Source organism: Kineosporia corallincola (assembly GCF_018499875.1).
GTDB classification, from domain to species: Bacteria; Actinomycetota; Actinomycetes; order Actinomycetales; family Kineosporiaceae; genus Kineosporia; species Kineosporia corallincola.
This window is the reverse complement of record NZ_JAHBAY010000011.1, coordinates 157,804-176,223: the sequence shown is the minus strand read 5'-3', so window position 1 is coordinate 176,223 and position 18,420 is coordinate 157,804. Positions and strand designations below refer to the sequence as shown.

Sequence of the window (18,420 nt, the reverse complement as noted above, 5' to 3'; positions counted from 1 at the left end):
GCGGCGAACCCATCCGAGGGAGACCAATGTCGCGCACCGAAGAAATCAGTACCGACGTCAAAGCGGTGAGCACGGCGGTGGACGAGGCCAGGACCCGCGCCGAGGAGACCCTCGAGTACGCCCGCGGGCAGATCGAGCTGTCCTACGAGCACGGGTGGGACGGCGTCGCCCAGTCGATCAGCATGGCCGGCGAGGCGCTGGAGAAGATCAGCGCCGAGTTCGACAGCGCGCAGACCGGTTTCGAGAACGCCACCTCCACGCTCGACGAGATCAACGAGCAGATGAGCACCACCGAGGTGGCCGAGCACCTGACCCTCGCCCTGAGCGAGCTGGAGGCCACCCAGAACGTGCTGGAGGCGGCCGTGGCCCTGGTCGACGAGGCGGTGCAGGGCGCCGAGCAGGCCGACCACAACGCCCTCACCTCCCGCCTGTCCGGCCTGCGCGAAGACATCGAGAGCCTGTTCGAGCGCCTGGCCCGCTCCCGCACCGACACCGAGGGCGAGCACGAGCAGGCCGAGAACATGGGCGAGGAGAAGCGTCAGGAAGACGACTCCAAGAACCGTGAGCAGGACAAGGACGAGAACACCGACAACGACGGGAAGAAGCGGGAGAACGGCTCCTCGCCGGGAAACTGACACCGGGTGGTTCGGGGGGACCGTCTGGGCCACCCACCCGTCGTCGGTGGCCGGACGATCCCCAGCCGGGAACGTGGGAGTACGACCTCGGCTGGGATCCGGAGATCAAGAAGTTCCGGCCCCTCGAATACCGCACCGCGAGGCGCATCATGGACGAGCGCGGTGTCACTCTGACCCGGATTCCGGAGGGCAGCCCGGGCGACTGGCTCGACGAGCACGGCACCGTGTACGACGCGATGGGCGGATTTCCCGGCCGGTTCCTTGATCGGCAGTGAGATACTTTCGTCTGGCAGCTCCACAAGCACCTGGGCAAGGCTGAGCTGGTGCCCGTCGACGTCTCCGGCTTCACCGCCGCCCAGATCGAGCGGATCCAGAAGATCATCGAGCCCCTGGGTCCCCGAGTCTTCATGGTGGGTAGGTAATGGCCGGATCCGTGTTCCTCTCCGCCGAACTGAGCTGGGACGTCTCGTCCTGGGACTTCTACTGGGCCGTCGAGACCCTGGCCGGCCTGGTGCGTGGCCAGGATCTGGCGAACCATCTTCGCGAGATATCCGAATACCACCTCGGCATCCTCGACGTGTCGCAGCTGTCCGAGGATCAGCGCCGGGATCTCGCCCGGTCGGCCGCCGGGTTGCCTGGGCTGGCGAGAGAGGTCATGACCGACACCGCCCGCATCGCCCGCATCGAGGAACTCGCCGCGCTGTTCCCACCCGGCTGAGCGGTCCCGCAGGTCATTCGTCGTCTCTCATTTTTCTCCTGGTCAGCACGCTGTGCGAAGGTTTGGGCGTGTCGGTGCCCTCGGAAACGCCAGCTGTGCGGCCACTACCTGCGCAGGAGGCGCCGGAACCGGAGCGGGAACCGGGGTGGGGCCGGGTGATCGGGCGGGTCGTGCTGGTGCTCGCCACGGTTCTCGGCGGTTATGCGCTGCTCCAGCAGGTGGATTTCGCGGACCTCTTCGAGCGTCTGCGCTCCACCGACCCGCTCTGGCTGACCCTGGCCTGCCTGGCCTCGGTGCTGCCGATCGTCGGCAGCGCGGCCGGGTTCGTCGCTTTCGCCCCGGGCAAGCTCCCGTTCGGGCAGACCACGCTGGTCCAGCTGGCCACCTCGTTCGTCAATCTGATCACCCCGGCCAGTGCCGGCGGGCTGGCGCTGAACGTGCGCTACCTGACCCGCAAGGGCATCCCGCTGGCCGTCGCGGTCGCCGTGGTCGGGCTGGTCCAGACCACGTCCGTGCTGGTCACGGCCGTTCTGGTGGTGCTGCTGCTGGTGGCCTCGGGCCGGTCGCTGTCCGACGCGCCGCACGTGCCCTGGATGACCGTGGGCGCGGCGCTGGGTGTGGTGGTGGCCCTCCTGGTGCTGCTGCGGTTCTGGCCGTGGGGGCGGGCGCTGGTCACGAAGTACGTGGTGCGGCCGTTCCGGGACGCCGGCCCCGAGCTGCGCGACATCGTCACCGATCGCCGGCGTCTGGCTCTGGCGGTGGCCGGCCATCTCACCGTGACGCTGGGGTTCGTGGCGGTGCTCGGCTCGGCCCTGTGGGCGTTCGGCGAGAGCGCCCCGCTGGTGCTGCTGGCCGTCGTGGTGATCAGTGGCTCGGCGATCGCGGGGGCGGTGCCGGTGCCGGGTGGGATCGGCGCGGCCGAGGCGGCGCTGGCGGGCGGCCTGGTGGTGATCGGCGTGGACAAGCCGGTCGCGCTGTCGGCCGCGGTGCTGTTCCGCCTGATCACGTTCTGGGTGCGCGTTCCGATCGGCTGGCTGGCTCTTCTCGTGCTGCGCAGGCAGAGCGCGGTGTGAAAATTGAGGACGGCGATGAGCCCCGGCCGGGGCTCATCGCCGTCCTCAGTTTTTGCCCTGATCTCAGTCGCGGGTCAGCTTGCGGTGCGTGACCCGGTGCGGACGCGCGGCGTCTTCACCGAGCCGCTCGATCTTGTTCTTCTCGTAGCTCTCGAAGTTGCCCTCGAACCAGTACCAGTTGGCCGGGTCTTCCTCGGTGCCCTCGTAGGCGAGGATGTGTGTGGTGACCCGGTCGAGGAACCACCGGTCGTGGGAGATGACCACGGCACAGCCCGGGAACTCCAGCAGCGCGTTCTCCAGCGACCCCAGCGTCTCCACGTCGAGGTCGTTGGTGGGCTCGTCGAGCAGCAGCAGGTTTCCGCCCTGCTTGAGGGTGAGCGCCAGGTTGAGCCGGTTGCGCTCACCACCGGACAGCACACCGGTCGGCTTCTGCTGGTCGGGCCCCTTGAACCCGAAGGCCGCCACGTAGGCGCGCGAGGGCACCTCGACCTGGCCGACCTTGATGTAGTCGAGGCCGTCGGAAACCGTCTCCCACAGCGTCTTCTTCGGGTCGAGACCACCGCGGTTCTGGTCGACGTAGGAGGTCAGGACCGTCTCGCCGACCCGGACCTGGCCGCTGGTGGGCTCTTCCAGACCGACGATGGTCTTGAACAGCGTGGTCTTACCCACACCGTTCGGGCCGATGACGCCGACGATGCCGTTGCGCGGGAGGTTGAACGACAGGTCCTTGATCAGCTCGCGCTCGCCGAAGCTCTTGCCCAGCTTCTGGGTCTCGATCACCAATGAACCCAGGCGGGGACCCGCCGGGATCTGGATCTCCTCGAAGTCGAGCTTGCGGGTGCGCTCCGCCTCGGCCGCCATCTCTTCGTAACGGGCCAGGCGGGCCTTGCTCTTGGTCTGCCGGCCCTTGGCGTTCTGCCGCACCCAGTCGAGCTCGTCGGCCAGGCGCTTGGCCAGCTTGGCGTCCTTCTTGCCCTGCACGGCCAGACGCTGGGCCTTCTTCTCCAGGTAGGTGGAGTAGTTGCCCTCGTAGGGGTAGGCCCGGCCGCGGTCCAGCTCGAGGATCCACTCGGCCACGTTGTCGAGGAAGTACCGGTCGTGGGTGACGGCCAGGACGGCGCCGGCGTAGGAGGCCAGGAACTGCTCCAGCCACTGCACGCTCTCGGCGTCCAGGTGGTTGGTGGGCTCGTCGAGCAGCAGCAGGTCCGGCTTGGACAGCAGCAGCTTGCACAACGCCACCCGGCGGCGTTCACCTCCGGACAGCACGGAGACGTCGGCGTCGGGGGGCGGGCAGCGCAGCGCGTCCATCGCCTGCTCGAGCTGGGCGTCGAGGTCCCAGGCGTCGGCGTGGTCCAGAGCCTCCTGGAGCTCGCCCATCTCGGCCAGCAACGCGTCGTAGTCGGCGTCGGGCGACGCCATCTCCTCGGAGATCGCGTTGAAGCGGTCGAGCTTGGCCTTGATCTCGCCCACGCCCTCCTCGACGTTGCCGAGGACCGTCTTCGACTCGTTCAGCTCTGGTTCCTGCATCAGGATGCCGACAGTGGCCTCGGGATCGAGCCGCACGTCACCGTTCGACGGCTGGTCGATTCCCGCCATGATCTTCAGCACGCTCGACTTACCGGCACCGTTGGGTCCGACGACGCCGATCTTGGCACCGGGCAGGAAGGACAGCGTCACGTCATCCAAAATGACCTTGTCGCCGTGCGCCTTCCGCGCCTTACGCATGGTGTAGATGTACTCAGCCACGACCCACAGGCTATCTCAGTGAGGGCACTCACCAGGCCGTGTCAACGGTGACTGCCAGTTCCGCCGTCGTAACTGTGAACGCCCTGGCCATGCCCTGTTGTCCTACCAATTCTGATCATCCCGCAGTCATGTCCTAGGCTCCGGCAGCAAGGAGGACACTCAGCCATGTCAGCGCAGTTCGATCTGGGCTGGGTCTACGGGGTCTCACCGATGGTGACGTTCCGGATGATGACCCGGCTGGAACATCTTAATGAGAAGGCGAAACAGCTGGGCTACCAGGACTTCCACGTCCTGGAGCTGAGGGAGCGCGCGGGCGTCTTCCGGCATGTCGCCGAACGTCAGGCCGCGGACCTCATGCCCGCGCGCCGATTCTTCGGTGGCAAGTCGATGGCGACCGAGTCGCTGATCTGGCAGCCGTCCGCCTGGAACGGTGCGCGCACCGGTGAGTACAAGGTCGAACTATCGGCGGCACCCCAGGTGACCATCGACGGCCAGCTGACCCTCGAGCCGGCGGGCACCGTGGGCACGAAGTTCTCGATCTCGGTGCAGATCGAGACCTACGGGCGGCTGGGACGCAAGGGTGGCCCGGAGGTCGCCGAGTCGCTGAGCCGGCGTCTGGAGGAGGAACACCAGTTCCGGCTCCAGTGGCTGGAGCGACAGGTGCCGTACGGAATGTAGTTGTCGGTGGGCGCGGGTAGCTTCGGTTCCGTGACCAGAAACGAGACCGGCGACAACTGGTACCGATCCGCCGTCACCTATCAGCTGTACATCAGGTCGTTCGCCGACTCCGACGGCGACGGCCTGGGCGACATCACCGGGATCCGTTCCCGGCTGCCCTATCTGGCCGCGCTCGGGGTGGACGCGGTCTGGATCAACCCCTGGTACCCGTCGCCGCAGGCCGACGGCGGGTACGACGTCGCCGACTACCGCGACGTGCACGCCCCGTTCGGCGACCTGGACCAGGCGAAGGCGCTCATCCGGGAAGCCCACGCGGTTGGCCTGAAGGTTCTGCTCGACATCGTGCCGAACCACACCTCCGACGAGCACCCCTGGTTCGCGGCGGCGCTGGCCGGTGAGCCCGGCGCCCGCGAGCGCTACATATTCCGCCCGGGCACCGGTGACGACGGAGAGCTGCCGCCCAACGACTGGCAGTCGGTGTTCGGTGGCAGCGCCTGGCAGCGGGTGGCCGGTTCGGCCGACTGGTACCTGCACCTGTTCGACGTCCGGCAGCCCGACCTGAACTGGGACAACCCGCAGGTGCGCGCCGAGTTCGAGAGCGTGCTGCGGTTCTGGTTCGACCTCGGCGCCGACGGGTTCCGCATCGACGTGGCGCACGGCCTGATCAAAGACCCGGCACTGCCGAACCTGAACCTGCCCGAGAGCGAGCTGCTCGACCGGGTCCGGGGCGCGGGTCATCCCTACTGGGACCGGCCGGGCGTGCTGGAGGTCTGGCAGGAGTGGCGCCGGGTGGGCGATTCCTACGACCCGCCCAGGGTTTTCGTGGCCGAGGCCTGGGTGGAGAGCTCGGCCCGGCTGGCCGAGTACCTGCGCCCCGAGCGGCTGCACACCGCGTTCGACTTCGAGCTGATGCGCGCCCGGTGGAGTGCTCGCGAGCTGCGCGACACCGCCCGGGCGTCGCTGGAGGCGCACGACTCGGTCGGGGCGCCGGTGATGTGGACGCTCTCCAACCACGACGTCACCCGGCACGTCACCCGGCTCGGCCGCGCGCAGCGGCGCACCGGTGCGCAGGCCGACGCGCACAGCTGGCCCGAGGGGCCGTCCGACCTGGAGCTGGGCACCCGCCGCGCCCGCGCGGCCATTCTCTACGTGCTGGCGCTGCCCGGCGGCGTCTACCTCTACCAGGGCGAGGAGCTGGGGCTGCCGGAGATCGAGGACCTGCCCGACGAGCTGCTGCAAGACCCCACCTGGCAACGTTCGGGGCACACCCAGCGCGGGCGCGACGGCTGCCGGGTCCCGATCCCCTGGGCACGTTCGGGCCCGTCGTTCGGTTTCGGGGACGGCGAGGGCTGGCTGCCCCAGCCGCCGTCGTGGGGCGAGTTGTCGGTCGAGGCGGAGCAGGGCGATCCGGGGTCGATGCTGTCGCTGTACCGGCAGGCCCTGCGGGTGCGGCGGGAACTGCCCCAGCTCGGTGCCGGCGGCGGGCCGCTGGTCTGGACGGGTGAGGAGGACCAGGTGCTCGGGCTGACCCGGGGCCAGGGCTTCATCTGCATGCTGAACACAGGTGAGGTTGCGGTCCCGCTGCCGCCGGGCAGGGTGGTCCTGTCGAGCCTTTCCGTCGATGGGGGGCTGCTACCGCCCGACGCGGCAGCGTGGATCGTGACCGGCTGATCCTCCGACCCGTTCCGACGAAAGGGGGAACACCATGACCATTCCGTTCGACGGGATGACCCTGCCCCCAGACGACAGCACCCTGCCCCCGGCCGAGCCGGACCCGCCGCTGGAACCCCCGCACCCGGGTCCGGTGCCCGGGCCGCCCACACCCAGCCCACCGTTCCCCGGGCCGGGGCCGGATCCCGCACCACCGCCGCCGGGCAGACCGGAACCGACGTTCCTGACGGCCTGACCGGGCTGACCGGGCTGACCGGGCTGTCGAGGGTCCGTCCGGGGTGACCGAACCGCTCCGGGCGGACCTCGGCCCGACCCAGGGCGCTCACCTCGGGCCGACCTGGGTCGACCGCCCGCCGTGACGGACGGGCCGTGCCGCGGCGTGGAAGTGCCGGGCCGCACAGCCCGCGGCCCTGAGCGCCATCGGCCGCAGACCAGTCCCCACCGTCACGCGCATCAGCACGAGATGGAGAAGCCCCTGGCGTTCGCAGCGACGCCAGGGGCTTCGTCCGTGCCGAGGCCCACCAGGCGCACGACGCCCACGCCCACGCCCACGCCCACGCCAGGCTGCCCCACCTACGCCAGCGCCCACCGCCCCCGCTCCCCCGCACCGCCTCAACTAGGGTGTCCAGCGTGTCCACCGCTCCGCCGCTGCCCCCGCCCGAACGCCTGACCGTCGCGGGGATCGGGGCGGACGGATGGCCTGGGCTGGCCGACGCCACCCGCGACGTACTGCTCGGCGCCGACGTGGTGTTCGGCGGCGACCGTCAGCTGGACCTGCTGCCCGACGAGGTCACGGCCCGCCGGGTGCCCTGGCCCAGCCCCCTGCTGCGAGCGCTCCCGCTGCTGCTGGTGAAGACGCCCGGCGCCCGCAAGGTGGTGCTGGCCAGCGGCGATCCGACGTTCTTCGGCATCGCCACCACCATCGCCCGGGTCGCTCCCGGCTTCGACCTGACCGTGCTGCCCCACCCCTCCAGCGTGTCGCTGGCCTGTGCCCGGCTGGGCTGGGCGCAGCAGGACACCGAGGTGATCAGCCTGGTGGGCCGGCCTCCGGCCACGCTCACCCCCTCCTTCAGCCCGGGCCGCCGCCTGCTGGTGCTGGTACCCGACGAGACCACCCCCGCCGTGGTCGCCGCGTCGCTGCGCGAGCACGGTTTCGGGCCCAGCGAGCTGACGGCGCTGAGCAACCTCGGCGCCGACGACGAGTCGCGGGTCAGCGCGTCCGCCGGCGAATGGCCCGCCGAGGGCTACCCGGAGCATGCGCCGCGGGGATCGAGGGCGCTCACCGTGCTCGCCGTGCTCTGCCGTCCCGGGCCTGCCCCGATCCGGCTGTCCCGGGTGCCCGGGCTGCCCGACGAGGCCTACGAGAACGACGGCCAGCTGACGAAACACCATGTGCGCGCGGTCACTCTGTCCGTGCTCGCGCCGGAGCCGGGCGAACTGCTGTGGGACGTCGGGGGCGGCGCCGGGAGCATCGGGATCGAATGGCTCCGCACCCATCCGGCCTGCCGGGCCGTCAGCATCGAGCGGGATCCCGAGCGCGCGCTGCGGATCGGGCGCAACGCCGAGATGCTGGGTGTGCCCCACCTCGACGTGCGGGTCGGCTCCGCGCCCGCCGAGCTGGCCGGGTTGCCCACCCCCGACGCGATTTTCGTCGGCGGCGGGCTGACCTCGCCCGGCCTGATCGACCTGTGCTGGGAGGCCCTGGCCCCGGGCGGCCGGATGGTCGCGAACGTGACCACCCTGGAGTCGGAGATGATGCTGGCCCAGGCCCTGGACGAGTACGGCGGCACGCTGACCCGGATCGAAATCACCCGCGCCGCCCCGATCGGCCGGTTCACCGGCTGGCGGCCGGCGATGCCCGTCACCCAGTGGGCAGCTTGGAAAGGCACGGTATGACCGTTCATTTCATCGGTGCCGGGCCGGGCGCCGCCGACCTGCTGACGATCCGCGGGCTGCGGGTCCTCCAGAAGAGCCCGGTCTGCCTGTACGCCGGCTCGCTGGTGCCGAGGGAACTGCTGGCCGAATGCCCGCCGGGCGCGCGGCTCGTCGACACCGCCGGCCTCGACCTCGACCAGATCGTCGCCGAGCTGCTGAGCGCCCACCAGGCCGGTGACGACGTGGCCCGGCTGCACTCCGGCGACCCGTCGGTGTTCAGCGCGGTGGCCGAGCAGATGCGGCGACTCGACGGCCTCGGCGTCCCTTACGAGATCGTGCCCGGCGTACCGGCTTTCGCGGCCGCGGCCGCGGCCCTGAAGCGCGAGTTCACGATGCCGGGGGTGGGCCAGTCGGTGATCCTGACCCGGATCGCCCGCCGCGCCACCGCCATGCCCGAGGGGCAGGACCTGAAAAGCCTGGCACAGAGCCGGTCCACACTGGTGCTGCATCTCGCGGTCCAGGAGATCGACGACGTGGTGGCCACTCTCAGGCCGGTCTACGGCACCGACGGCCCGGTCGCGGTGGTGGCGCGGGCCAGCCGCGACGACGAGCAGATCCTGCGCGGCACCCTGGCCACCATCGCCGGGCAGGTGCGCGAGGCCGGGATCCGGCGCACCGCGGTGATCGTGGTCGGCCCGGTGCTGACCGCGAGCGAGTTCCCCGACAGCCACCTCTACTCCACCGAAAGGTGCCGGCACTGATGCGCAAAGTACTGATCATCGGGGTGGGTGCCGGCGACCCGGACTACGTCACCGTGCAGGCCATCAAAGCGCTCAACCAGGTCGACGCCTTCTTCCTGATCGACAAGGGCAGCGCCAAGGACGACCTGGTGCAGCTCCGCCGCGACATCTGCGAGCGCCACATCACCGGCCACGCCTACCGTTTCGTGCAGGCGACGGATCCGGAGCGCGACCGCACCGCCCAGGCCTACGGGGACGCGGTCAAGGACTGGCACCACCGCCGGGCGGAGATCTTCGAGCAGATGATCGCCACGGAACTGGACGACGACGGGGTGGGCGCGATCCTGGTCTGGGGCGACCCGTCGCTCTACGACGGCACCATCCGCATCGTCGAGGAGCTGATCGCCCGCGGCAACGTGGCGTTCGAGTACGACGTGATCCCGGGCGTGAGCAGTCTTCACGCCCTCACCGCCCGGCACCGGATCCCGCTCAACCGGATCGGCGAGCCGATCCACATCACCCCCGGCCGGCTACTGGCCGACGGCCTGCCCGCCGGGCAGGACAACGTGGTGGTGATGCTCGACGGCGACTGCGCCTTCCGCCACGTCACCGACCCGGACGTGGACATCTACTGGGGCGCGTACCTGGGCACGAAGGACGAGATCCTGTTCAGCGGGCCGGTGGTCGAGGTCGGGCCGCAGATCGAGCGGGCCCGGGCCGAGGCGAGGGCCCGCAAGGGCTGGGTGATGGACACCTACCTGCTGCGCCGCCGCCGGGGCTGAGACCATGGCACAGCGCCGGGTGCTGGTGCTGGGCGGGACCGGTGAGGGCCGGGGCCTGGCGTCCGGCCTGACCGCCCAGGGCATCGCGGTGACCTCGTCGCTCGCCGGGCGGGTCTCGTCGCCGCGCCTGCCCGAGGGCGAGGTGCGGGTCGGCGGCTTCGGCGGCGTCGAGGGCCTGACCGAATACCTCACCGCACAAGGGTTCTCGGCCGTGGTCGACGCGACCCACCCGTTCGCCGCCCGGATCACCGCGAACGCGGCGGCGGCCTGCCGGGCCACCGGAACGCCGTTACTCGTGCTGCACCGACCGCCGTGGCAGCCGCAGCCCGGCGACCGGTGGACGAGCGCCCCCGACATTCCGGGCGCCGCAGCACTTCTCGAAGCAACCCCAGCAACGACCCGGGTACTGCTCACCACCGGCCGACAGGAGACGCGGGCGTTCGCCCCCCTCCCCCAGCACTTCTGGCTGCGCGCGGTGGAGCCGCCGGACGGGCCGCTGCCGGAGCACTGCCGGATCATCCTCGACCGCGGCCCGTTCACCCTCGACGCGGAGCGGAAACTGTTGCACGAGAACCGGATCGACGTGCTGGTGACCAAGAACAGCGGCGGCCCGATGACCGCGGCCAAGCTCGCCGCAGCCCGGGAGGCGGGCGTCGGGGTGATCATGGTCGAGCGGCCGCCCCTCCCGCCCGGCGTCCCGACCGTGAGCGCCGTCGAGAGCGCTCTGTCCTGGCTGCGCGACCTCCCCGGACAACGTTGAATCCGGCCGAGGACAGCCACTTCTAGAACGCGCCCTGGGTTTATTACAACTGCGTAACACCATGGGAGCGCTCCCAAGAATCCCTTGACGACCCATATGCCCGGAGCGCACGTTTGGGAGCGCTCCCACAGACGTACCTCGGGTCGAAGAGGCCCCGAAAGGAGATAGCCATGAGCCCCTCCATGCGCGGCGGCCGGCGTTTGGTCGCCCTGGCCGCGGTAGCAGGACTCGCGCTCACCATGGCCGCTTGCGGCAGTGACGACGATGAGGGTGGCACCGGCTCCGACGAGCAGATCACGCTCAAGGTGTCCACCTTCGGCACGTTCGGCTACGACGCCCTCTACAAGGAGTACGAGGCGTCGCACCCGAACATCAAGATCGTCGAGTCCAACGAGGGTGACCTGGGCAAGTACACCAATGCGCTGACCCAGCGCATCGCCGCGGGCAGCGGCGCCGGTGACGTGGTCGCGATCGAGGAAGGCGCGATCATCCAGTTCCTCCAGGCGCCGGACAAGTTCGTGAACTTCCAGGACGAGGGCTTCAACGAGCTCAAGGGCAACTGGCTGGACTGGAAGAACGCCCAGGCCACCACCGCCGACGGCAAGACCACGATCGGGCTCGGCACCGACGTCGGTGGCCTGGCCATGTGCTACCGCAGCGACCTGTTCAAGGAGGCCGGCCTGCCGACCGACCGCGACGAGGTCTCCGCCCTCTGGCCCACCTGGGACGAGTACATCGCCACCGGGAAGAAGTTCCTGGAGGGCACGAAGGGCGACGCCAAGTTCGTCGACTCGGCCACGAACACCTACAACTCGATCCTCATGCAGGATGCCGGTAACACCACCGGCTACACGTATTTCGATCGGGACAACAAGCTGGTGTTCGACACCAACCCGGCCGTCAAGAGCGCCTGGGACACCACCAACAAGGTACTCGACGCCGGTCTGTCGGCCAACCTGAAGAGCTTCACCACCGAGTGGAACGCGGCCTTCAAGGGCGGCGACTTCGCCACCATCGCCTGCCCCGCCTGGATGACCGCGAACATCAAGGGCCAGGCCGGCGACGCCGGTGAGGGCAAGTGGGACATCGCCACGGTGCCCGGCGGCAGCGGCAGCTGGGGCGGCTCGTTCCTCGCCGTGCCCACCCAGAGCAAGCACCAGGAGGCGGCCGTCGAACTGGCCAAGTTCCTGAGCAGCCCGGAGGGCCAGCTGTCGGCGTTCAACGAGGCGGGCAACCTGCCGTCCTCGCCGCAGGACTTCGAGGACCCGGCCCTGAAGGACTTCAAGAACGAGTACTTCAGCGACGCCCCGGTGGCGGACATCTTCGTCCAGGGCGCCAAGAGCCTGAAGCCGGTCTACCTGGGCGCGAAGAACCAGGCCGTGCGTGACGCGATCGAGAACGACCTGCGATCGGTCGAGCAGGGTCAGCGCACCTCCGAGGAAGGCTGGCAGCAGGCGATCCAGAGCGCCAAGGCCGCGGCGGGTGTCTGACACCCTGGCCCCGGCCGCACCGGCTCGGACGCGCTCCCCCTGGCGGAGCCGTCTGAGCCGGTGGGACCTGAAAGGGTCGCCCTACGCGTTCATCTCGCCGTTCTTCATCCTCTTCGCGATCTTCGGGGCCTTCCCGCTGCTGTACACCTTCTGGGTGTCGCTGCACGCCTGGCCCCTGCTCGGTGAGCACACCTTCACCGGGCTGGACAACTACCAGAAGCTGCTGAGCGACGAGCAGTTCTGGAACGCCGCGAAGAACACCTTCGGCATCTTCGTCGTCTCCACCGTTCCGCAGTACGCGCTGGCCCTCTGGCTGGCGGTCACGCTGAACCGGAAGATCAGGGCCCGCACCCTGTTCCGGATCGGGGTGGTGATCCCGAACGTCACCTCGGTGGCCGCGGTCACGCTGATCTTCGGGATGATCTTCGCCAAGGGCTTCGGCCTGGCCAACTGGATGCTCAGCTGGTTCGGCGTGGCCTCGATCGACTGGACCGCGCACACCTGGTCGTCGTGGCTGGCCATCTCGATGATGGTGGACTGGCGCTGGACCGGCTACAACGCGCTGATCTTCCTGGCCGCGATGCAGGCCATCCCCAGCGACCTCTACGAGGCCGCCGCCATCGACGGGGCATCGCGCACCCGCCAGTTCTGGTCGGTGACGCTGCCGCTGCTGCGCCCGACCATCCTGTTCACCACGATCACCTCGATCATCGGTGGGGTGCAGCTGTTCACCGAGCCGTTGCTGTTCGCGCCGGGCGCCGGGGCGATCCAGGGCGGCACGCTGAGGCAGTTCCAGACCCTGACCATGTATCTGATCGAGAACGGCTTCACCCGCTTCGAATTCGGCTATGCCGGGGCCGTCGCCTGGATGATCTTCCTTCTCGTGCTGGTCATCTCACTCATCAACATCCTGATCGTCCGCCGGATCAGCGGTGCTGACTGATACCAGGGAGGTACCCCGGCCATGACCGCAGTCGCAACCGAACCGGCGACCGAACCCACGCCGAAGAAGCCGCTCCGGCGCAAGGTCGCGGAGAGCAACAACCAGCTGTTCCGGGCCAGCCCGCTGAACTACCTGGTGCTGGTGATCACGTTCTTCCTGTCGGTGTTCCCGCTGTACTGGATGCTCGTGATGGCCTCCCGCACGAACGACGAGATCGTGCAGATCCCGCCGGTTTTCACCCCGGGCGGCCACCTGGGCGAGCACGTGCAGACCCTGTTCGACAACCCCGACGTGATGTTCGCCAAGGCCCTGATGAACTCGTTCATCGTGGCCGGCACGATCACCGCGTTCGTGGTGATCTTCTCCGGCCTGGCCGGATTCGCCTTCGCCAAGCTGCGTTTCCGCGGCAGCAACGCGCTGATCTCGATCGTCGTGCTGACGATGATGGTGCCGGTGCAGCTGGGCACCGTGCCGCTGTACATGATGATGGACTGGTTCGGCATCCAGGGCACCCTGCCGACCGTCATTCTTCCCTACCTGGCCAGTGGTTTCGGTGTGTTCCTGATGCGCCAGTACGCCAGCCAGGCGGTGCCGGACGAGCTGATCGAGGCGGCCCGGGTCGACGGCGCCTCGACGATCCGGATCTTCTGGTCGGTGGTGCTGCCGGCGCTGCGCCCGGCGGCGGCCATCCTCGGCCTCTTCACGTTCATGACCTACTGGAACGACTTCCTCTGGCCCTACGTGGCGCTGAGCCCGGAGCACCCGACCGTCCAGGTCGCGCTGTCCCGGCTGTCCAGCGGCTACTACACCGACCAGAGCCTGGTGATGGCGGGTACCCTGATGGCGACCCTGCCGCTGCTCGCCGTCATCGTGCTGTTCGGCCGCCAGCTGATCAGCGGAATCATGGATGGAGCCGTGAAATCATGAGTCTGAAAGACGATTTCGTCTTCGGTGGCGCCACCGCCGCGTACCAGATCGAGGGTGCGGCCGGCGCGGACGGCAGAGGCCTGTCGATCTGGGACACCTTCTCGCACACCGAGGGACGGGTCGTCAACGGCGACTCCGGCGACGTCGCGATCGACCACTACCACCGCTACAAGGACGACGTGGCGATCATGGCCTCGCTCGGCCTGGAGGCCTACCGGTTCTCGGTGTCCTGGCCCCGCATCCAGCCGGACGGGCGGGGCCGCGGCCTGGAGGCCGGCCTGGACTTCTACTCCCGGCTGACCGACGAGCTGCTGGCGAACGGCATCGACCCGTGGATCACGCTCTACCACTGGGACCTGCCCCAGGCCCTGCAAGACGCCGGCGGCTGGCCGAACCGCGAAACCGCCTATCGATTCGCCGAGTACGCCCAGATCGTGCACGAGCACCTGGGCGACCGGGTGAAGAACTGGATCACGCTGAACGAGCCGTTCTGCTCCAGCCTGATCGGCTACGCATCCGGCCGGCACGCGCCCGGCCTGCAAGATCCGTCGGCCGCGCTGGCCTCGGTGCACCACCTGCTGCTCGGGCACGGGCTGGCGGTACAGGCGCTGCGGGCGCAGAACGTGGAGAGGGTCGGGATCACGCTCAACCTGTACGCGGTCGACCCGGCCTCCGACTCGGCCGTGGACACCGACGCCGCCCGCCGGGTGGACGGCTTCCAGAACCGGCTGTTCCTCGATCCGGTGCTGAAAGGCCGCTACCCGCAAGACATGCTGCACGACCTGTCGGAGTTCGGCGGGATGGGCGACGTGCGGGACGGCGACCTGGACACGATCAGCCAGCCGATCGACATGCTGGGCGTGAACTACTACACCCGCTACGTGATCACCGGCGACCCGGACCACCCCGACCTGGTCGGCGAGCGCACCGGTCAGCGTGACTCGCCCTACATCGGCGCGGCGCACGCCCGGGAGGTCCGGCACGGCATGCCGCTGACCGACCTGGGCTGGGAGATCGACCCGGACGGCCTGTACGACGTGCTCACCCGGCTGAAGCGGGAGTACCCCGCGGTGCCGCTGGTGATCACCGAGAACGGCGCCGCGTTCGCCGACCCGCTGAGTGAGGACGGCGTGGTGCACGACGCCGACCGCATCTCCTACGTGCGCGACCACCTGGCCGCGTGCTCCCGGGCGATCGACGACGGGGTGCCGTTGAAGGGCTACTTCCTCTGGTCGGTCTTCGACAACTTCGAGTGGGCCGAGGGCTACGCCAAGCGGTTCGGCGTGGTGCACGTCGACTACGAGAGCCAGGTGCGCACGCCCAAGGACAGCGCGGTCTGGTACTCGAAGGTGATCGAGACCCGTTCACTGGACGACCGGTCATAATCACCTAGATGAGCAGGCGAAACCCTGGCCGGGCCCCGACGCTGGAACAGGTCGCCGCGAGGGCCGGGGTCGGCCGGGGCACGGCGTCCCGGGTGATCAACGGTTCCGTCCAGGTCAGTGAGGCCGCCCGGAACGCCGTGCTGCGCGCGGTGGACGACCTCGGCTACGTGCCGAACCGGGCGGCCCGCTCCCTGGTCACGCAACTCACCGACGTGGTGGCGCTGGTGGTGTCGGAGCCCGAGGACCGGCTGTTCGGGGAGCCGTTCTTCGGGCAGCTGGTGCGCGGCGTCACCGCGTCGCTGGCCGGCACCTCCCGGCAGCTCCTGCTCACCATGGCGCACCGGGAGTCCGAGCGCGGCCGGCTCAACGACTTCCTCAGCCGGCAGCACGTCGACGGGGTGCTGTTGCTGTCGCTGCACGGCGACGACCCGCTGCCCGCCCAGCTGGCCGGGCGCGGGGTGCCCGCGGTGCTGGGCGGCCGCCCGCAGGACGAGAACCCGCTGCCCTACGTCGACATGGACAACGAGGGCGGGGCGGCCCTCGCCGTGGAGCACCTGCTCGCCGGTGGACGGCGCCGGGTGGCCACGATCACCGGGCCGGCCGACATGAGCGCCGGCCGGTCCCGGCTGGAGGGGTACGCCCGGGCGCTGGCCGCGCACGGGCTCCAGCCGCTGGTCGGGTCCGGCGACTTCAGCGAGAACAGTGGACGGCGCGCGGCCCGTGAACTGCTCGACGCCGCGCCCGATCTGGACGCGATCTTCTGCGCGTCCGACCAGATGGCGATCGGTGCGCTGGCCGAGCTGTCGGCAGCCGGCCGGAGGGTGCCGGACGACGTGGCCGTGGTCGGTTTCGACGACTCACCCTCCAGCCGGCACACCACGCCGAGCCTGACCACCGTGCACCAGCCGGTCGAGGAGATGGGCGTGCACATGGTGCGGACGCTGAGCCGGCTGATCGAGAACCCGGGCGAACCGGTGGACGACGTGGTGCTGCCCACGCATCTCGTCGTCCGTGATTCTGCCTGACTAGCCGAAAACCGGCTCGGCAGCAATATCCTCGATCAGCCCTGGCCCGGACGGCCGCCAGCCGAGCAGGTCCCGGGTGGCGGTGCTGGAGGCCGGCACGTCCAGCCCGAAGACCGTTCCCAGCCAGCCGAAGTGCTCGGCGGCCTGCTCCGGCGGCACCGAGGCGACCGGCAGGCCCAGCCCCTGGCCGATCGCCTCGGCGATCTGCCGCGCCGTCACGCCCTCCTCTCCCACCGCGTGCAGAACGCTTGCGGCGGGCGCCTTCTCGATCGCCAGGCGGTACAGCACGGCGGCGTCGTCCACGTGCACCGCGGGCCAGCGCGCCGACCCGTCGCCCGGGTGGGCCGAGATCCCCTTCTGCCGGGCGACAGCGCCCAGCAGCTGCACGAAACCCGCCGTGCCGTGCCCGTGCACGACGGTGGATGGCCGCAGGGACACCGACCGCACGCCCTTCTCGGCCAGCCGGAGGGTCAGGGCCTCCACCGCCGCCCGGGGCCGTGAAAGGTCCGGGCGGAACGCCTCGGTGACCACCGAGCCGGGCGCCAGGGCCGTGGTGCCGTAGGTGGTGACGAGCGGTTTGCCGGTGCCCTCCAGGGCCTCGCCGAGCGCCCGCACCACGGTCAGGTCCTTCTCGGCGGCCGTCGACAGGGCGCCCATGTCGCTGTGGTCGAAGGCGGTGTGGATGACGCCGTCGGCCGCCTCGGCCCCGGCCCGCAGGCCGTCCGGCTCGTCGATGGTGCCGCGGTACACCTCGGCCCCCGCGGCCTCCAGCCGGGCGGCACCGGCGTCGGAGCGGGCCAGGCCCAGCACCTGGTGACCGGCCGCGAGCAGTTCGCGGGTGACGGCCCCGCCGATGAAACCGGTGGCCCCGGTGACGAATACGCGCATGGTTCTCGAACTCCCTGCGAGAGCGGACTGGCTGACGTCCTCACCCTGCTCCCGCCCCTGCCGTCCGGTCCAAGGCCTGTTCCGGATGACGACATGCGGATCGGGCATCACCGCAGTTCACACGGATCTTCATGGGAAGAGGGCGCCGATCACGGCGGTACGCTCCGGGCATGAACGGTTCCGACCTCGACCTGCGCCTGGTGCGGTACTTCGTCACCGTGGCCGAGCACCGGCACTTCGGCCGCGCCGCCCAGGCCCTGCTGGTCGGGCAGCCCTCGCTGAGCCGGCAGGTGCGGCGGCTGGAGGAGCAGGTGGGCGCCCGGCTGCTCGACCGCACGCCACAGGGCACCCAGCTGACCGGCGCGGGCACGGCCTTCCTGCCCCGGGCCCGGGCGCTGCTGCGGATGGCGGCCCAGGCCACCGGCGAGGCCCGGGCCGCCGCCGACCCGAGCCGGCTGACCGTGGGCTACATCACCAGCCTGATCGTCACCCCGGCCGTGCTGGAGATGCGCCGCCGGCACCCGGACTCCGAGATCCGGGCCACGCACGTGGAGTGGCCCGACGTGCCGGAGGCGCTGCTCGGGCACCGGATCGACGTGGCCGTGGCCCGGCTGCCGTTCCCGACCGCCGGGCTGCACGTCACGGTGCTCTACGACGAGCGTCGTGCGGTGCTGCTGCCGGCCGGGCACCGGCTGGCGAGCCGGGAGTCGGTCAGCCTGGACGACATCGCCGACGAGCCGATCCCCCGGCTCGCCGACCCGGAGTCGAACGCCTACTGGCGCATCGACCCGCGCCCGGACGGCCGCAGACCCCCCGACGGCCCGCTGATCACCGGCGTGGAGGACAAGTTCGAGGTGGTCGCCTCCGGCCAGGCGATCGCGATCGTGGTGGCTGCGCCTCGCCCTCCGCGGCGCGACCTGGTCATCGTCCCGCTGGTCGACGCCCCGCCGAGCCACGTGGTGATCGCCTCCCGCGAGGGCGACAACAGCCGCCTGGTCAGCGCCTTCCGCAAGCACGCGCAGAGCCTGCTGCCGCCGGTCGGGTAACGTTCGGCGGACCCGTGGAACCCGCCGGGCACGGTGCT

Annotated in this window: 19 protein-coding genes; 17 read left to right on the top strand and 2 right to left on the bottom strand. The window is 70.1% G+C overall.

What is annotated here, in order from left to right:
• The first annotated feature begins 26 nt into the window (after positions 1-26).
• The 4 genes from KIH74_RS24985 to KIH74_RS24975 all read left to right on the top strand — a co-directional run bounded on the left by KIH74_RS24985 (position 27) and on the right by KIH74_RS24975 (position 2,426).
• A complete protein-coding gene (locus tag KIH74_RS24985) occupies positions 27-635 on the top strand; it encodes a hypothetical protein (RefSeq protein ID WP_214158613.1) in 609 nt (202 codons plus the stop codon).
• Positions 636-784: 149 nt separating this feature from the next.
• Positions 785-910, top strand: coding sequence for a hypothetical protein (locus KIH74_RS37970; RefSeq protein WP_281418125.1), 126 nt, complete (start codon positions 785-787; stop codon positions 908-910).
• Between the two features lie 146 nt (positions 911-1,056).
• Complete coding sequence (locus tag KIH74_RS24980; protein WP_214158611.1) at positions 1,057-1,353, top strand: hypothetical protein; 297 nt, start codon at positions 1,057-1,059, stop codon at positions 1,351-1,353.
• Between the two features lie 95 nt (positions 1,354-1,448).
• Positions 1,449-2,426, top strand: a complete 978-nt coding sequence (locus KIH74_RS24975; protein ID WP_214158610.1) for a lysylphosphatidylglycerol synthase transmembrane domain-containing protein — start codon at positions 1,449-1,451, stop codon at positions 2,424-2,426.
• A 63-nt stretch (positions 2,427-2,489) separates the two neighbouring features.
• Here the strand turns inward: KIH74_RS24975 and ettA are convergent, their stop codons facing one another.
• A complete protein-coding gene (ettA, locus tag KIH74_RS24970; RefSeq protein WP_214158609.1) occupies positions 2,490-4,172 on the bottom strand; it encodes an energy-dependent translational throttle protein EttA in 1,683 nt (560 codons plus the stop codon).
• A 165-nt stretch (positions 4,173-4,337) separates the two neighbouring features.
• Here ettA and KIH74_RS24965 point away from each other — a divergent pair, with 165 nt between their 5' ends.
• From KIH74_RS24965 to KIH74_RS24910, 12 genes are all read left to right on the top strand, one after another.
• The gene (locus KIH74_RS24965; protein ID WP_214158608.1) at positions 4,338-4,850 is read left to right on the top strand and encodes a DUF2505 family protein; all 513 of its coding nucleotides are present in this window, start codon (positions 4,338-4,340) and stop codon (positions 4,848-4,850) included.
• Positions 4,851-4,880: 30 nt separating this feature from the next.
• Positions 4,881-6,521, top strand: a complete 1,641-nt coding sequence (locus tag KIH74_RS24960; protein WP_214158606.1) for a glycoside hydrolase family 13 protein — start codon at positions 4,881-4,883, stop codon at positions 6,519-6,521.
• A 34-nt stretch (positions 6,522-6,555) separates the two neighbouring features.
• Positions 6,556-6,756 (top strand): hypothetical protein, encoded by a 201-nt coding sequence (locus tag KIH74_RS24955; protein ID WP_214158605.1) that lies wholly within the window; start codon positions 6,556-6,558, stop codon positions 6,754-6,756.
• 395 nt (positions 6,757-7,151) lie between these two features.
• The gene (gene cbiE, locus KIH74_RS24950; protein ID WP_214158603.1) at positions 7,152-8,417 is read left to right on the top strand and encodes a precorrin-6y C5,15-methyltransferase (decarboxylating) subunit CbiE; all 1,266 of its coding nucleotides are present in this window, start codon (positions 7,152-7,154) and stop codon (positions 8,415-8,417) included.
• Positions 8,414-9,157 carry a precorrin-4 C(11)-methyltransferase gene (cobM, locus tag KIH74_RS24945; protein WP_214158601.1) on the top strand — a complete coding sequence of 248 codons (744 nt, stop codon included), beginning with the start codon at positions 8,414-8,416 and terminating at the stop codon, positions 9,155-9,157. The genes cbiE and cobM overlap by 4 nt, the downstream gene beginning before the upstream one ends.
• Entirely contained in the window at positions 9,157-9,918 is a 762-nt protein-coding gene (gene cobF / locus KIH74_RS24940) for a precorrin-6A synthase (deacetylating) (RefSeq protein ID WP_214158599.1), read from the top strand. The genes cobM and cobF overlap by 1 nt, the downstream gene beginning before the upstream one ends.
• 4 nt (positions 9,919-9,922) lie before the next feature.
• Positions 9,923-10,678, top strand: a complete 756-nt coding sequence (locus tag KIH74_RS24935) for a cobalt-precorrin-6A reductase (RefSeq protein WP_214158598.1) — start codon at positions 9,923-9,925, stop codon at positions 10,676-10,678.
• Between the two features lie 170 nt (positions 10,679-10,848).
• Positions 10,849-12,168: an ABC transporter substrate-binding protein gene (locus KIH74_RS24930; RefSeq protein ID WP_214158597.1), complete on the top strand. Its 1,320-nt coding sequence runs from the start codon at positions 10,849-10,851 to the stop codon at positions 12,166-12,168.
• A complete protein-coding gene (locus KIH74_RS24925; protein ID WP_308113995.1) occupies positions 12,161-13,111 on the top strand; it encodes a carbohydrate ABC transporter permease in 951 nt (316 codons plus the stop codon). Before KIH74_RS24930 ends, KIH74_RS24925 begins: the two co-directional genes overlap by 8 nt.
• Before the next feature lie 21 nt (positions 13,112-13,132).
• Positions 13,133-14,038: a carbohydrate ABC transporter permease gene (locus KIH74_RS24920; protein ID WP_214158595.1), complete on the top strand. Its 906-nt coding sequence runs from the start codon at positions 13,133-13,135 to the stop codon at positions 14,036-14,038.
• Positions 14,035-15,423 carry a GH1 family beta-glucosidase gene (locus KIH74_RS24915; RefSeq protein WP_214158593.1) on the top strand — a complete coding sequence of 463 codons (1,389 nt, stop codon included), beginning with the start codon at positions 14,035-14,037 and terminating at the stop codon, positions 15,421-15,423. Before KIH74_RS24920 ends, KIH74_RS24915 begins: the two co-directional genes overlap by 4 nt.
• Positions 15,424-15,431: 8 nt before the next feature.
• Positions 15,432-16,448 carry a LacI family DNA-binding transcriptional regulator gene (locus KIH74_RS24910; protein ID WP_214158591.1) on the top strand — a complete coding sequence of 339 codons (1,017 nt, stop codon included), beginning with the start codon at positions 15,432-15,434 and terminating at the stop codon, positions 16,446-16,448.
• Here the strand turns inward: KIH74_RS24910 and KIH74_RS24905 are convergent, their stop codons facing one another.
• Positions 16,449-17,336 (bottom strand): SDR family oxidoreductase, encoded by an 888-nt coding sequence (locus tag KIH74_RS24905; protein ID WP_214158590.1) that lies wholly within the window; start codon positions 17,334-17,336, stop codon positions 16,449-16,451.
• A gap of 170 nt (positions 17,337-17,506) precedes the next feature.
• On the opposite strand from KIH74_RS24905, the gene KIH74_RS24900 reads away from it, so the two are divergent.
• Complete coding sequence (locus KIH74_RS24900) at positions 17,507-18,382, top strand: LysR family transcriptional regulator (RefSeq protein ID WP_214158588.1); 876 nt, start codon at positions 17,507-17,509, stop codon at positions 18,380-18,382.
• The last annotated feature ends 38 nt before the right edge of the window (positions 18,383-18,420 follow it).